The organism is Nocardia sp. NBC_01009 (assembly GCF_045208035.1).
Lineage (GTDB): Bacteria > Actinomycetota > Actinomycetes > Mycobacteriales > Mycobacteriaceae > Nocardia.
The window spans coordinates 3348888-3363966 of record NZ_CP108695.1 but is presented as its reverse complement, the minus strand read 5'-3'; the positions used below and the strand labels follow the sequence as shown (position 1 = coordinate 3363966).

The 15079-nt window shown below is 68.4% G+C and carries 13 protein-coding genes and 1 pseudogene; 6 read left to right on the top strand and 8 right to left on the bottom strand.

The annotated features are described in order from the left end of the window. Window positions 1-178 precede the first annotated feature (178 nt). The 5 genes from OHA42_RS15045 to cobC all read right to left on the bottom strand — a co-directional run bounded on the left by OHA42_RS15045 (window position 179) and on the right by cobC (window position 5930). Complete coding sequence (locus OHA42_RS15045) at window positions 179-1465, bottom strand: bifunctional RNase H/acid phosphatase (RefSeq protein ID WP_406239369.1); 1287 nt, start codon at window positions 1463-1465, stop codon at window positions 179-181. A 70-nt stretch (window positions 1466-1535) separates the two neighbouring features. Further along, on the bottom strand, window positions 1536-2273 hold the full coding sequence (locus tag OHA42_RS15040) for a zinc ribbon domain-containing protein (RefSeq protein ID WP_406237650.1): 738 nt from the start codon (window positions 2271-2273) through the stop codon (window positions 1536-1538). A 487-nt stretch (window positions 2274-2760) separates the two neighbouring features. Beyond that, window positions 2761-3405 (bottom strand): hypothetical protein, encoded by a 645-nt coding sequence (locus OHA42_RS15035; protein WP_406237648.1) that lies wholly within the window; start codon window positions 3403-3405, stop codon window positions 2761-2763. Between the two features lie 174 nt (window positions 3406-3579). Beyond that, the gene (locus OHA42_RS15030) at window positions 3580-4704 is read right to left on the bottom strand and encodes a Nif3-like dinuclear metal center hexameric protein (protein ID WP_406237646.1); all 1125 of its coding nucleotides are present in this window, start codon (window positions 4702-4704) and stop codon (window positions 3580-3582) included. Between the two features lie 188 nt (window positions 4705-4892). After that, window positions 4893-5930, bottom strand: coding sequence for an Rv2231c family pyridoxal phosphate-dependent protein CobC (gene cobC, locus OHA42_RS15025; protein WP_406237644.1), 1038 nt, complete (start codon window positions 5928-5930; stop codon window positions 4893-4895). A 44-nt stretch (window positions 5931-5974) separates the two neighbouring features. Here cobC and OHA42_RS15020 point away from each other — a divergent pair. After that, window positions 5975-6436 (top strand): annotated as a pseudogene (locus tag OHA42_RS15020) (low molecular weight protein-tyrosine-phosphatase); the annotation flags it as partial. Between the two features lie 296 nt (window positions 6437-6732). Continuing rightward, window positions 6733-7590 carry an SURF1 family protein gene (locus OHA42_RS15015; RefSeq protein ID WP_406237643.1) on the top strand — a complete coding sequence of 286 codons (858 nt, stop codon included), beginning with the start codon at window positions 6733-6735 and terminating at the stop codon, window positions 7588-7590. A 452-nt stretch (window positions 7591-8042) separates the two neighbouring features. On the opposite strand, the gene OHA42_RS15010 is transcribed toward OHA42_RS15015, so the two are convergent. Next, the gene (locus tag OHA42_RS15010; protein WP_406237641.1) at window positions 8043-8966 is read right to left on the bottom strand and encodes a cobalamin biosynthesis protein; all 924 of its coding nucleotides are present in this window, start codon (window positions 8964-8966) and stop codon (window positions 8043-8045) included. Between the two features lie 452 nt (window positions 8967-9418). On the opposite strand from OHA42_RS15010, the gene sigJ reads away from it, so the two are divergent. Next, the gene (gene sigJ, locus OHA42_RS15005) at window positions 9419-10393 is read left to right on the top strand and encodes an RNA polymerase sigma factor SigJ (protein WP_406237640.1); all 975 of its coding nucleotides are present in this window, start codon (window positions 9419-9421) and stop codon (window positions 10391-10393) included. A gap of 168 nt (window positions 10394-10561) precedes the next feature. Here the strand turns inward: sigJ and ald are convergent, their stop codons facing one another. Then, window positions 10562-11677 (bottom strand): alanine dehydrogenase, encoded by a 1116-nt coding sequence (ald, locus tag OHA42_RS15000; protein ID WP_406237638.1) that lies wholly within the window; start codon window positions 11675-11677, stop codon window positions 10562-10564. 381 nt (window positions 11678-12058) lie between these two features. Beyond that, the gene (locus tag OHA42_RS14995; protein ID WP_406237636.1) at window positions 12059-12826 is read right to left on the bottom strand and encodes an MBL fold metallo-hydrolase; all 768 of its coding nucleotides are present in this window, start codon (window positions 12824-12826) and stop codon (window positions 12059-12061) included. Between the two features lie 71 nt (window positions 12827-12897). Here OHA42_RS14995 and OHA42_RS14990 point away from each other — a divergent pair, with 71 nt between their 5' ends. The 3 genes from OHA42_RS14990 (at window position 12898) to OHA42_RS14980 (ending at window position 15000) form a co-directional block, all read left to right on the top strand. Further along, the gene (locus OHA42_RS14990; RefSeq protein ID WP_406237634.1) at window positions 12898-13893 is read left to right on the top strand and encodes a GlxA family transcriptional regulator; all 996 of its coding nucleotides are present in this window, start codon (window positions 12898-12900) and stop codon (window positions 13891-13893) included. Between the two features lie 240 nt (window positions 13894-14133). After that, complete coding sequence (locus OHA42_RS14985) at window positions 14134-14649, top strand: gamma carbonic anhydrase family protein (RefSeq protein WP_406237632.1); 516 nt, start codon at window positions 14134-14136, stop codon at window positions 14647-14649. 165 nt (window positions 14650-14814) lie between these two features. After that, on the top strand, window positions 14815-15000 hold the full coding sequence (locus OHA42_RS14980; protein WP_406237630.1) for a hypothetical protein: 186 nt from the start codon (window positions 14815-14817) through the stop codon (window positions 14998-15000). The last annotated feature ends 79 nt before the right edge of the window (window positions 15001-15079 follow it).

Here is a 15079-nt window from a genome sequence, read left to right as displayed (position 1 = left end):
GCAGTCGGAGCGGGATGCCCTGTGCCAGACCGCCCCGAAGCCTACCCCGATCGCCGTGTTTGAAACGAGATCGAGTGAGATTCACCGCAAGGGGTCGGTTCGACAGGCTAATTCCATTGAGATGCGCAATAATTCACGCTTTCCGAGGGCGCCGCCATTGGTCGAATGGTCGCGACAGTCACAGATATGACGTGTCATTGACCAGGCGCACCGACGATCCACCGTCGGGATAGAACTCGGCGATCGACAGCGACGCCAGGTCCAAATGCAGGCGATACAGCAGCGAAGGGCCGACGCCGAGCGCCAGCTGCAGCAGGGTCTTGATCGGGGTCACATGACTGACCACCACCAGGTTCGCGCCGGGATACAGCGCGACCAGATCACGGCGTGCCGCCTCCACCCGCTCGCGCACCTGATCGAAGCTCTCCCCGCCTGGGGCGGGCACCGAAGGGTCACCCAGCCAGCGCGCGTGCAGCTGTGGATCACGCTGCGACGCCTCCAGGAACGTCAGGCCCTCCCAGTCGCCGAAGTCGGTCTCTATCAGGCCGTCGAGGACATGCACCGGGACATTCAGCGCGCTCGCCGCGGCCTCGGCGGTCTCGCGGGCCCGGCCGAGCGGGGAGCACACGACAGCCGCGATATTGCCCTTGGCAGCGAGCATCTTGGCGGCGCGCGCGGCCTGCTCGCGACCGAGTTCGGTGAGCGGCGGATTGCCGCGGCCCGAATACCTGCGCTGGATGGAAAGTTCGGTTTGGCCGTGGCGCAGCAGCAGCAGGCGGGTCGGACGGCCGGTAGCGCCGGTCCAGCCGGGGGCGGGCGTCGTTTGCGCACCGATCGGTGCCGCATCCTCGGAATCCGCCACCGCGCCCTGCGCATTCGCGCCGGTTTCCGGCGTGGCCTGTGCGTCCCTGACCTCGTCGACCCGGCTGGGCAGATCGCGCTCGACGCCGAGGGCAGCTCCCTGAGCAGGCGCACCACCCGATGTGCTGCTGCTCCGATCGCCGCCTGCGGGCGCGTGCCCGGCATCGAGCGCGGTACGCACCTCGCCGACCAGCGAGGCGTCATCCATCGCCTCGTTGGCCAGTCGATCCGCATACGAATTCTCCGCGCGCGGAATCCAGGTGAAACTCACCCGATCGAAACCCGCGACCAGCCTGCGCGCCCGGTCGGCCAGCGGAATCATCGCCGCGTGCTTGACCTTCCAGCGCCCCGACATCTGCTCGACGACCAGCTTCGAGTCCATCCGCACCGCCACCACACGCGCGCCGAGCTCGGCGGCCGCCGCCAAACCGGCAATGAGGCCACGATATTCGGCGACGTTGTTGGTCGCGACACCGATGTACTCACGGCGCTCGGCGAGAACACTCGCATGATCAGCGTCGAAAACGACCGCGCCGTAACCGGCAGGCCCCGGATTGCCACGGGAACCACCGTCGGCCTCGACGATCACCTCGAGCTGGGCCATCATTCCCCTCGCTGAACTCGACCTGCCACGGTCACGATCCGAGCACGCGCCGAAACGCGGTCTCGAAAACTCATAGGCCCGATTCCTTGGTGCGCACCATCACCGCGCCGCATTCCGGGCAACGCACGATCGCGTCGGGCGCGGCCTTCGCGATGCGCGCGATCTCACCGCGGTCCAGCTCGATCCGGCAGGCCCCACACCGGCGAGCTTGCAGCAGCGCCGCGCCGACACCGTGCTGGGTGCGCTGACGGTCGTAGATGCTCAGCAGGTCAGCAGGGAACAACCCGACAAGACCCGACCGATCGCCCTCGCAACGGCCTTGCGCCACATCGAGATCCGCGAGCGCCTCGTCCCGCAGCCGCTGCGCGTCGGCCAGATCCTGCTCGGTCTTGTCCAGGCGCGCACCCGCATGCTCGTGGTCGGCGGCGGACGCCTCGCGGCGCTCCATCACCTCGAGCAGCTCGTCTTCCAGCACCGACCGGCGCCGCTCCAAACTGCCCAGCTCATGCTGGATCTCCGAAAGCTGCTTGGCACCCACCGAACCAGCGGTCAGCATCCCCTTGTCGCGCTCCTCACGCTTGCGAACCGCCTCGACCTCACCCTCCAGCTTGCGGATATCGCGATCGAGATCGTCCAACACGATCTCCACAGCCACCGCGGCATCCTTGTGGGCATTGCGCTCCACCTCCAGCCGCGCCACCTCCTGCTGCTCGGGCAGCACGGTGCGCCGATGCGCAATCCGCGTCAGTTCGGCGTCGACAGCGGCGAGCTGCAGCAGCTTGGCCTGGATCGGGGGTTCGACATTCAACGCGAACAAACTCCTGGACGCTATGGACGGATGGGAGGCACCGCGCGCCGGTACGACGGCGAACACCAGTGCTCAACCGTACCTCGGACGGCTGGTGGATCAGGTCCGAGGCCACGTCAGCGGGTGTTGGGGTGGGGTGCGGGGGCCATATAGCGGCGACGGGGTCATGAAACCAGGCCGACAAGACGCCACCACGCAATGGCCATCCACCCCCGCCGGGAACCAGACCGGCAGCCAGCCTTCCGTCGACACCGAGTCCGAGACGCCGGAGCCCGGTGACCGGACGCCTGGAACCCGGACAACCCGCAGAGCACCGATCCAGCGGGCACCCGGCCACCCCGCGGGCCACACCGACCATCAGTCCTGCCGCACCGGCCGTCCTGCCCGGGTAACCGGATACCTCCCGCGCGAGCAGGACATGGCGGCGGCAAACCGCGACCAGCCCCGCGATCATGTCCCGTTCGTGCCCTGGGAACGGAGTTGGGGGCTAATGGCCTGGTGAGCGGGCTTTGATGGCGTCTCTGGAGATGAAGATGTCGAATTCGCCGGGTGTCCCGATGACGGCGTTGCCGTAGGCGGAGCGGACGAAAGGTTCGGTCCACCAGCGGCCTTTCCGCATATCGGCGAAGAAGTCCTGGTCGTCGCCGTTGACGAAAATTTGGTTCTGGCTGGTTGCGATGCCGTCGAGACGCTGGCCGTACAACCGGGTCACTTTGTATCCGGAGTGGAAGCCGAGCGCATTCACCCAAGGCTCCAGCTCGACGATATTGGCCTGCAAGACCCACAGGTCGCCCTCGACCTGGTACTTGTCGTGCTTCTCGCCGTGCTCGTCGTCGCCGTACAGCGTGAGCTCCACCTCTAGTCGATGTTCCTGTCCCGCAACGGGACTCACCACCACATGGGCGGCCTTGACCTCGCCGCTCAGGCCCAGATACGTCTGGATCAGCGTCGCCACCCACAGCAGCACCACCGCGACGAGCAAGAGGCACAGTCCCGCCGCGCCCCGGCCGAGCAGAACCCGTAATCCGACCCTGCGCACCATCACCAACGCCGATATCAATAGTGCGAGCGCAACAAGGATCAGCAGCATCAGCCCGATCTGCACGATCCCCAGGTCTACCGGGAAATCCATGCGGTCGTTATACCCGTTTGCGCCCAACCGATTCGCCCGAACAGCCGACACTCCAGAGACACGCCGAATACGCCCGCATTAGGATCGCCGAGGGGCCTTCAGAGCATCCAGAGCGAGAGACCGCCTTAAGAATCCAGCCTGCCGCACAACCCACGGACCTCGGTCGGGGCGACTTCAGGCGGTGGCGCGCACCGTCCACGGGTCGGTACGCATCGTCGATACCCGGGTTTCGAGATCCGGCAACGCGGCGCGCACCACCGCCTCGGCTTGCGCGCACCAGGGGAATTCGGTGGCCCAGTGGGCCGCATCCACGAGGGCGGGGCCGCCTCTGCGCAGGTGTTCGTCGACCGGGTGGTGGCGCAGGTCGGAGGTGACGTAGGCGTCTACGCCCAGGCGTGCTGCGGCGTTCAGGTAGGAGTCGCCCGCGCCGCCGCAGACGGCGACCGTGTGGATCATGCGGTCGGGGTCGCCTGCGGCGCGGACACCCCAGACGGTGGCAGGTAGAGCGGCCGCGACCCGAGCGGTGAAGGCGCGCAACGATTCCGGCTCCGGCAGCATGCCGACCCGGCCGATACCGAGCCCGGAGGGCAGCGGCGCACGCTCGCTGACGTGATAGGCGGGGTCCTCATAGGGATGCGCGGCGCGCAGTGCCGCAAGAATCGCGGCGCGGGCGGCGGGCGGCGCGATCACCTCGACGCGATCTTCCTCGACCTGCTGCAGCTCACCGAGCGAACCGACCGCCGGATTCGCCCCCGCCACCGGCCGGAACTGGCCGATCCCCGGCACCCGCAGCGCACAGTCCCGGTACGCGTCGTTGCCACCCGCACCCGCGGCGAACAATGCCGCGAGCACCGCATCGGTATGCGAGCGCGGCACCTGCACCACCCAGTTGTCCACGGCGGTGTCCGGTTTCGCGTCCAGCGGTCCGGTGACGGTGAGACCGATCGCCGAAGCCAACGCATCGGAGACGCCGGGATCGGCGGAGTCGGCGTTGGTATGCGCGCTGAACAACGCACAGCCGGACCGAATCAGGCGATGCAGTAACGCACCTTTCGGAGTGTCCGCGGCAACGGTGTCCACGCCACGCAACAGCAACGGATGGTGCACCACCAAAGCCTGTGCCCGCCAATCGATCGCCTCATCGATAACCGCGGCCGTCGCGTCGACAGCGAACAGCACCCGGGTCACCTCCTCGGCAGGGTCTCCACACACGAGCCCGACCGAGTCCCACGACTCGGCCAGCTTCGGCGGATACGCCGAATCGAGTACTCCGATCACGTCCGCCAGCGTCGTCACCATCCGCCTTCCTCCAGTTCGCTCATGCCACAATCACTCCCGGCCCAGGCACAGCGGGCCGCAGGATTTCCGACCACGGGTCACTGCCCGCAACGCGGCCATCGAACCCGCCACCATGCTCGTGCGCCCTCGTCCTCTGGAGCCGCGATCCACTGCGGCGGGCGAGAATTCGTAACCGCGTTCGGCCGCCATCACCAGCCCGCCGCGCGGATTCCGGCGATCAGCCGACCCACCTCTTCGGTGCCGCGCACGGCGACACGAAGATAGTCGGGACCGAGGCCGGGGAAAGTGTCGGCGCGACGGACTGCGATCCCCTGGTCTGTCAGATGCTTTCGCAGCAACTCTCCGTCCGCGACGTGCAGCAGCAGGAACGGCCCGGCAGCGGGTGTGTGGACATCGATGCCCGCTGCTGTCAGCCGTTCGATCATCGATTCTCGTTCGACCACGAGTGCCCGAGCCCTCTCTTGCGCCTGGGCGACCGCGAACGGCGCGGCGGTCGCAGTGATGGCCTCGAGCTGCAGGGTGCCGAGCGGCCAGTGCGGGCGGCCGTGATTCAGCCTGGCGAGCAGTTCTGGTGCGCCGAGGAAGTAGCCGCAACGCAGGCCCGCCAACGCCCAGGTCTTGGTGAGGCTGCGCAGCACGAGGACATCGGGTGCGGCGGAGCTCGCCAGCGATTCGGTCTCCCCCGGCACCGCGTCGGCGAAGGCTTCGTCGACCACAAGGGTCCGGCCGGGCCTTCGCAAGGCGCGGATCATTTCGGCGGGATGCAGCACCGAGGTCGGATTGGTCGGATTGCCGAGGACCACCAGGTCCGCCGTTTCGGGCACCGAGGCCGGATCCAGCAGATATGGCGGGTCGAGCAGGACCCGGGTGACCGGAACGCCCGCGTCACGCAACGCCAGCTCGGGCTCGGTGAACGAGGGATGGATCACCGCGGCCAGTCCGGGCGCGAGCCGGGGCAGCATGGCGAAGCCCTCGGCCGCACCCGCCAGCAACAACACTTGCTCCGGCGGGCGACCGTGGCGCAGCGCCACCGCGGACCTTGCCGCGAGATCCTCGGCAGCGCTCGGATAGCGGCCCAGCGAGTCCAGCCGTGCGGCCAGCCGGCGGCGCAGCCAGTCCGGCGGCGCGCTGCCCTGCACGTTCACCGCGAAATCGAGCATGCCCGGGCGCGCGTCCACGTCGCCGTGGTGGCGCAGTTTCGCATGATCGACGCTGTCCTGGGGCACGAGAAAACACCCTACGTGGCGGCCCGCAGGCAGCACGGGCCAGAATGGCTGTCGTGGCTGAGCTGCACGTGTCGTTCGTCTGTACCGGAAACATCTGCCGATCGCCGATGGCGGAGAAGATGTTCGCGGGGCATCTGTACCGCGCCGGTCTTGCCGACCAGGTGCGGGTCAGCAGCGCGGGCACCACCGCATGGCATGTCGGCGACGACGCCGATCCGCGCACCACCGCGACATTGCGCAGGCACGGCTACCCGACCGGTCACGTGGCGGCCGTCTTCGGCGACGAGCACCGCGACGCCGACCTACTGATCGCCCTCGACACCGGCCACGAACGCGAGCTCGCCCGCCTGGGCGTGCCCTCCGACCGACGCAGACTCCTGCGCAGCTTCGACCCCGCCGCCGACGGTCCGGATGTCCCCGACCCGTACTACGGCAGCACGGCCGACTTCGAACTCGTTCGAGACCAGATCGAGGCGGCCATCCCCGGCCTGCTGGATTGGGTCCGCACGGCGCTCGACACCCGCACCGGGGCCAACGGACCGGAAGCGGGGACAGCAGGGCTCGACGCCAGCGATGAACCGGCGCTCGATGCCGCACCCGACATCGGCAATGCTGCGGACGAACCGGACACCACACGCGAGCCGGCACCAGACGGCGGCAACGCCGTGGACGAACCAGAACCCACACGCGAGCCGGTTCCCGCCGCCACACCTGCGGCGAGCCTTGGGCACGCCGACGCCCACGCCGCCGTCGAGCCGACCGCTATCCGATACGCCGCGCAACCGGTCACCGACAGACGCTCATGATCCGCAGACTGACGTTCCTCCTACGCCCCAGCTGGCTGATTCTCGCCGTGCTGGTGGCCGCTTTCGCCTACCTCTGCTTCACAGTGCTCGCGCCGTGGCAACTGGGCAAGAACACCGCCACATCGCATCGCAATCAGCTCATCGCCGACTCCGTGGATGCCGCACCGATCGACATCACCGCTGTCCTCGACAACAAGGACACCGACTCACCCGCCGAGTGGCGACGAGTGACCGCAATAGGCACCTATCTCCCCGATACGACGGTGCTGGTCCGGCTGCGCCACCTCGACGGCGCCCCCGCCTACGCTGTGCTGTCGACCTTCCGGCTCGACGGCGGCAGGATCCTGCTCGTCGACCGCGGCCTCGTCGCCGCCGTCGACGGCACCCGCCCACCCGAGATCCCCGACCCACCCGCCGGATCGCAGCGCATCGAGGCCAGGGTGCGCATGTCCGAGGGCGTCACCCCCGGCAAAGACCCGTCCGTCCAAGACGGCTACCGCCAGGTCTACTCGATCGACACCACCCAGGAAACAACCGTCCTGCAGCAGCCACTGACCGCCATCCCCACCGGCGAACGGGGCGGCTACCTCCAACTCGACGAGAACCAGCCCGGCGCCTTCACTCCCACCCCCCTCCCCCAACTCGACGCGGGCCCATACCTCTCCTACGGCCTCCAATGGCTGGCCTTCGGCATCATGGCCCCCCTCGGCCTCGGCTACTTCGTCTATGCCGAAATCCGTGAACGCCGCAAAGAAAAGGCCACCACCACCTCACTGCCCACCGAAGCGCCCACCCCCACAACAGCTCCCACCAAGGAACAACGCCTGGCAGACCGGTACGGCGGCAACCGCTGAACCATCAGACTCCCGACGAACGAGACATCGCTGCGGCCAACAGCGGCCGCCGTCATATCCCGTTCGTCACCCGATTCTGGGCTGGTGGCGACTGGCCGGGCATGGACATCCCTGCGACCAACACCGAGCACAGCCTCCGTCGCATCCTGTTTGTCACCCAATTCTCGGCCGGTGGCGACTGGCCGGGCATGGACATTGCCCAGCAGGCGACGCTGGAAAGTCCCAGGAGCTCGCGCCCGACGAACGGGATATCCCTGCGGCCAACACCGAGCGCCACCTCCGTCATATCCCGTTCGTCACCCAATTCTCGGCCGGCGGCGACTGGCCGGGCATGGACATTGCCCAGCAGGTAGCGCAGGAAAAACTTCGGAGTCGGTCGCGGTGCGCACACCACATGGTGGTGGGGAGCATCCGTGTTGCGGAAACCGTGTGCCGCTCGGTGCGGAGATCGGTCAGCGGGGAGGGCGCAGGAATGACCAGAGGGCGGTGGTGAGGACAGCGCCGAGTTGGACGGCTTCCGACATCCGGACGGCGCGGCGGAGGTCCGCTACTGCCGGGGGTGGGCCTTCGCCGAGGGTGGGGCGCAGTTCGGTGCCGTAGCGGTATTGGGTGCGGCCACCGAGGCGGACGCCCAGTGCGCCTGCCATCGATGCTTCGACGACGCCCGCGTTGGGGCTGGGGTGTTTGGCGGCGTCGTGGTGCCAGGCGCGCAGTGCGGCGGCGGGGCGGCCACCGACCACGGGGGACAGTGCCGCGGTGAGCAGGCCGGTGAGGCGGGCGGGCAGCAGGTTTGCCAGGTCGTCGGTCCGGGCGGCGGCCCAGCCGAAACGTTCGTAGCGATCGTTGCGGTAGCCGATCATGGCGTCGAGGGTGTTGATCGCACGGTAGCCGAGCAGGCCGGGCACACCGGCGACCGCGCCCCACACCAGCGGTGCCACCGTCGCGTCGGAGGTGTTCTCGGCAATGGATTCCACTGCGGCGCGGGCCAATCCGTCCGCGTCGAGCACCTCGGGATCCCGCCCGCACAGCGAGGGCAGCAACGCCCGTGCGGCGGGCAGATCGCCGGATTCGAGGCAGTCGGCCATCTGTCTTCCGGCCCGCGCCAGACTGCGGCCGCCGAGCACCGTCCACGTGGCCAGCGCGGTGGCAACTAGCCCACCACGCCGAGCACCGACACCCACCGCGACAATCGCGCCCACCGACAGCGCCTCGTGCAGCACTCCGGCCGACCGCCGATCGGCATAGGTCACCGCTTCGAGCGCGCTTGCCGCCGAACCGAACCCGGCCACCGGATGCCACCGTCGCGGATCACCGAACGCGCGGTCGAGCGCGAAACCGAGCAGCAGCCCGGCAGCGGTCGAGGTCCCCGTGTGCACCCGGCGAGGTTAGCCGGTACCGGCCACGCGTCAACGGCCACACCGTCGAACCGCACCACGGTGCATGGCACAGCCCACCCGACGCAAACCCGGCATCACCGGTACTGACCGTTCGAACGCTCCGGATTCCCACTCGATGCAACGGCCCGTTCGACTCCGGCAACCGCAGCTGTGTGGGTGGGCTACTTGCCGAAACAGTGCGGTACCACGAGGATCCTGCGCAGGGCCGCCGCCGCTGGACGCCCCGCCCAGCCAGATCACCCTCACACCTCGGTTGCGACCACCAAACAGGGGCCGCGGGTTGGGCCCACCTCACCGCAGCGCACTCCGCGCAACCGCGTGTCCGCGCGGCGTGTCGTCGTGTGTCACACTCTGCTGCCCTGAGTCGTCATCCTGATGACTCCCCATAGACTCGCCCCCGACAGGGGCCGCACGACCGAACGGCGAGACCAGTGACTTCCGATCAGCCCTCCGCATCCGAGCCCATCGACCAGGCCGAGTTGGCCAGGCAGTTCGAGGAGCACCGGCCGTATTTGCGCCGGCTCGCCTACAGCAATCTCGGCAGCCTCACCGACGCCGACGACGTGGTGCAGGAGGCGTGGCTGCGGCTGCAGCGCCAGCACGAGTCGGGCAAGGCTGGCGAGATCGACAACCTGCGGGCCTGGCTGACCACGGTGACCGGCCGGCTGGCGTTGGACTACCTCGGCTCCGCCCGGGTGCGCCGCGAGCAATACGTCGGCGAATGGCTTCCCGAGCCCGAGGTGACGAGTTGGGACGATCCCGCCGACCGCATCACCCAGGACGAGCGGGTCACCACGGCCCTGCTGGTGGTCCTCGAATCCCTGTCCCCCGCCGAACGCACCGCGTTCGTCCTACAGGATGTGTTCGGTATGACCGGCCCCGAGGTCGCCGAGGTGGTCGGGCGCACTCCGGCGGCGGTTCGTCAGCTCGCCTCGCGCGCACGCAAGCGCATCGAGGACGGGACGCCGCGTTTTCCTGCGTCGCCGGACGAGCAGGAGAAGGTGGTCTCGGCGTTCGCGGTGGCGTGGCGGTCCGGTGACCTGAGTGCCTTGCTCGGCGTGCTGGATTCCGAGGTCAGCCTCACCGCCGATGGCGGCGGCAAGGTGCCCGCGATCCGGCAGCCGGTGCACGGCGCCGAGCTGGTCGCGAAACTGCTGCTCGGCTGGTACCACGCACCGTCGGCGGCAGGCGCGTGGGGCCGTGCGGTCCTGGTCAACGGTCAGCCCGGTCTTGTCGTCTTCGACGGCACCCACACCGGCGTCTTCGCGTTCACCGTCGACGAGGGCCGCATCGTCGCCATCGACGTGGTCCGCAACCCGGATAAGCTGCACGACCTGCCGACCACCGGCGCCCCCGACTGGTACCTCGGTCAAAACCCCGAGGCCGGTTCTGCCAGCACCGAATAGCCACCGTCAACGGGCGGTTTCCCGCCAGGGAAGCCGCCCGTTCACGTGTCCGAAGACCGGCTTCCCACAGCCGGTTTCGTCGACATCCAGGCCGCACCTGCTGCCTCCTCGAGCCGGGGTCTCTGTACACGGCAGCGACTTCCACCTGTTCAGATGTCGATGGTCGGATCAGCCGGCCGAGCCCACGGGCTTCAATACCGGGTATCCGTGTGCGGCAGCGACTTCCGCCGAGAGCAGGTGTCCCGCGTCGGCGGTCAGGCCGCGCGCCAGGTCGGGGTGTTCAGCGCAGGCCTGACGCCAGCCGTGGTCGGCGATGGCGCGCACGTAGGGCAGTGTCGCGTTGGTGAGCGCGACGGTCGCGGTGTGCGGGACCGCGCCCGGCATATTGGCCACGCAGTAGAACAGTGAATCGGCCACGCGGAAAGTGGGATTCGTGTGCGTCGTCGGACGGGAGCTGGTGAAGCAGCCGCCCTGGTCGATGGCGATGTCCACCAGCACCGAGCCGGGGCGCATGCCCGCGACCAGCTCGTCGGAGACCAATTTCGGTGTCCGCGCGCCCGGCACCAGCACCGAGCCGATGACCAGATCCGCCGCAAGCACCGCCTGCGCAATCGCGACCGTGTTCGACGCGAGAGTGGTTATGCGCCCGTCGAATTGGGCGTCCAGCTCGCGTAGCCGGACCAAATTGGTATCGAGCACAGTCACTTTCGCGCCCATACCGGCGGCGACCGCGGCCGAATTGCTTCCTGCGACGCCCCCACCGAGCACCACCACGTCCGCCGGTCGCACCCCCGGCACGCCGCCGAGCAGTAGCCCGGCGCCGCCGAGCGGCGCCATCAGGTGATACGCGCCGACCTGAGGGCCGAGCTTCCCCGCGACCTCGCTCATCGGCGCGAGCAGTGGCAACGAGCCGTCGGCCGCACGCACCATCTCGTAGGCGATGGCGGTGCTGCCCGAGCGCAGAATCGCATCGGTGCATTCGCGGGACGCGGCCAGATGCAGGTAGGTGAACAGCACCTGTTCCGGCCGCATCCGTGCATACTCCGGTGCGATCGGCTCCTTCACCTTCAGCACCAACTCGGCCTCCCACCACAGCTGGTCGGGGTCGGGCACCATCCGCGCCCCGGCCGCGGCATAGTCGGAATCGGCGAACCCCGACCCCACCCCCGCGCCTGACTCGATCAACACCTCATGTCCGTGCCGCACCAACTCCCCGGCTCCCGCCGGCGTCAGCGCCACCCGAAACTCCTGCTCCTTGACCTCCCGCGGTACTCCGATCCTCATACCGCCATCGTGGACCACACACCCTCCCGATGCCAGAACGCCGCGCGGTCGACCCCGGCGAACCTCCGACCTCCACGAGCGGCACCCTCGTGTGCCGCACTCTCGTTCTGCCACAACCAGGTGCCGCTGCCGAAGGCTATTGCGGTTCGGGACGTGAAAGTTGGGTGAGGTGGCCGCTACCTCGATGCCCGCGTACGGCACAGCGGTGCTCACATCACGATCATCCGACCGGGCTCGGACGAACAGCCGACCCAGCAATCAGAACTGCCGCAGCCTCGAGGCACCACGTGAGCAGAGCCGCGCTCCACGCTCCGACGAAGAGTCGACCCTGCGATCAGAGCTGTGGTGGCCTCGAGGCCGTGCGTTCGGACAGGGTCACGTTCAGACCGTGAATGTCCGGCCCGGCTGCGGGATGCGGAGTTGGTCGGCGCGGCCGCCGTAGGCGAAGACGCGGGCGAGGTGGTCGAGGGATTCGGTGAAGTGGCCCCACCCTTCGGCGTGCACCGGGATGATGGCCGCGTCGCCGAGGTGTTCGGCGGCCTGGAGGGCGGTGCGGGCATTGAGGGTGACGTCGGTGTCGCCGAAACGGCCGACGTTGGCGGCGCCCACATTCAGGATGGCGATGTCGATGCGACCGATGCGCTCGACGATCTGCTCGACGAGCGCGACCGACGCGTTGTCACCGGAGACATACACCGTCGGCAGGCCCTCGGCCTGCAACACGAAACCGGTGACGACGCCGCTGAACGGTTCGCACCCCTCGGGTCCGTGCAGCGCGGGAACCGCGGTCACGCGGACTTCCCCGACCGTCACGGTCTCCCAGTTCGCCAGTCCTCGAACGCCGTTCACGCGGCCGGCCGCATCCGGCGTGGACAGCACGGTCTCGACGGTGGCAAGGAACTCGCGACCGGAATTGTCGAGATTGTCGGCGTGCTGGTCATGCGAGAGCAGCACCACGTCCACGGATCCGACCTGCTCGAGCGGCACCGCGGGACCGGTGAGCTTGTGCAGGGTGATCGGGCCCTGGTAGTCACCCGGCGCATCGAAGGTGGGGTCGGTCAGCCAGGTCAGACCCGCGTACCGGAAGCGCAGGGTCGGCCCGCCGATGTGCAGGGCCTCGAGGGTGGTGCGTTCGATCGTTTCGCTCATGACGTCGATACTTGCCGATGCGTTTCCTCGTAACCAGTGGCCCGAGTGCCATCTACCGCTAAAATCGGGCCATGCACTCTGTCGCGGTTCTGGCCTTCGAGAACGTCAGTCCGTTCCATCTCTCGGTACCGTCCCTGGTATTCGGACGCGTCGGCGCGGACGGCCGCGCACCGTACCGAGTCGACGTATGTGCCGAGCGCCCAGGCGCTCTGAGCACGCCGGCCGGATTCGACATCGACGTCAAGCACGGCCTCGAGGTCTTGGAGCGGGCCGACACCGTGGTGATTCCCAGCTGGCCGCGCGGCGCCGCGATATCCGATGACCTGCGCGCGGCACTGCACGGCGCGCACGCACGCGGTGCGCGGATCGTCGGCCTGTGCCTCGGCTCCTGGGCGGTGGCCGCCAGCGGCCTCGCCGATGGGCGCGAGGTGACCACGCACTGGTCGGCGGCCGCCGATCTGGCCCGCGCCTACCCCGCGGTCCTGGTGCGCGCCGACCGACTGTGGTCGGATCTCGGCGACCTCGTCACCTCCGCCGGGGTCGCCGCCGCGCTCGACTGCTGCCTGCACCTGGTGCGCACCGATTTCGGCAGCCGCGAGGCAACTCAACTGGCCAGAGCATTGGTCACTGCACCCCACCGCAGTGGCTCACAGGCCCAATACATCCCGATTGCCGTACCCGATGCTGCCGACGACGATCCCATCGAACACGCAATGGTCTGGGCCCGAACACATCTCGGTGATCCGATCGATCTGGATGGCTGGGCAGCCGTCGCGTTGATGTCCCGGCGCACCTTCACCCGACATTTCCGCGACCGCACCGGAAACAGCCCGCAGCAGTGGCTGCTGCACCAGCGCGCCGACCGCGCTCGGCTGCTACTGGAATCCACCGCCGACACCATGGATCGCATCGCCGCCGAAACCGGGTTTGGCACTGCCGTCAGCCTGCGCCACCACTTCCATCGCATCCTGGGCACCAGTCCCGCCGCCCACCGCGCCATGTTCCACTCCGCCGCGGCGGACATTCGGCGCACCAGCGCACGTCTCGATCGAAGCAGTGCGGGCTGACGGGTACATCGGCCCCAGCTTGCCCTGCCCGCGACCGGTGGGTTGCCTCGGTTCTCATTGCTTCCCGCACGCCCCCGCGTCGAATACGGCATTCGAGCAGTCACCGCGCGAGCCACCCGCAATCCAGCCGAGCGAACATTCGGGCCCGACAGCCCGACCCGGATCGCCGACGCACACGCTCGGGCCCGGCGAACTCGGGGCGCTGCGCAGCTGCCGCGGCGGCGTAGCTACGTTTTCCGTATGAGGATTCAGGTGGGCGAGTTTGCGCCGGAAGTCGACGACAGTGCGTGGATCGCACCCAATGCGACCGTGATCGGGCGCGTGCAGCTCGCGGCCGAGGTGAGCGTTTGGTACAGCGCGGTGGTGCGTGCCGACCTGGAGCAGATCAGCATCGGCGCCCGCACCAATATTCAGGACGGCTGCGTGCTGCATGCCGATCCCGGTTTTCCACTGACGGTGGGCACGGGAGTTTCGGTGGGGCACAACGCGATTCTGCACGGCTGCACGATCGGCGACGATGTGCTGGTCGGCATGGGTGCGACCGTGCTCAATGGTGCGGTGATCGGCGCGGGCTGCCTGATCGCCGCCAACGCGCTCATTCCCGAGGGCGCCCACATTCCGCCGGGCTCGCTGGTGGCAGGCGTGCCGGGCAAGGTCCGCCGCGAACTCAGCGCAGCCGAGCAGGATGGCCTGCGGCTCGGTGCCGCTGTGTACCTTCACAACACGGTCGACCACCGCGACGCGAAGATCCTGTGAGACAGCGCACACTCATCAATTGCCCACTTGGAATGGCTGATAACATTTTGCCAGCGTGCCCGACGTCCTGGGATCCGCTGCCGACACAGCCGACCTGCGGCTTGTAGCGCAGAGTCGATCCCATCGGGACGGCGGGCGCGGAGCGTGCAGGCAGGAGGTATCACGGTGGCGTACGGACAGCCGAGTATGCACCAGCCGAAGGGGCGGCTCAGCGTGGCCGACATCGCGGCCCAACCGGGCGGAATCGAGGCGCTACAGCGCCGACTTCACGAATTACGTTCCAGTGGTGTCGATTTCGCGGCCAATGCGATCGAACAAGAGATGGCGGCGCTGGACCTACCGCACCGGTGATGTCCGATCACCGCCTCGTCGTTCCGATGCGGCGGTGATCATCTCCATTGCGGTCTCGCGCTCGAGGCCGAAATACCTG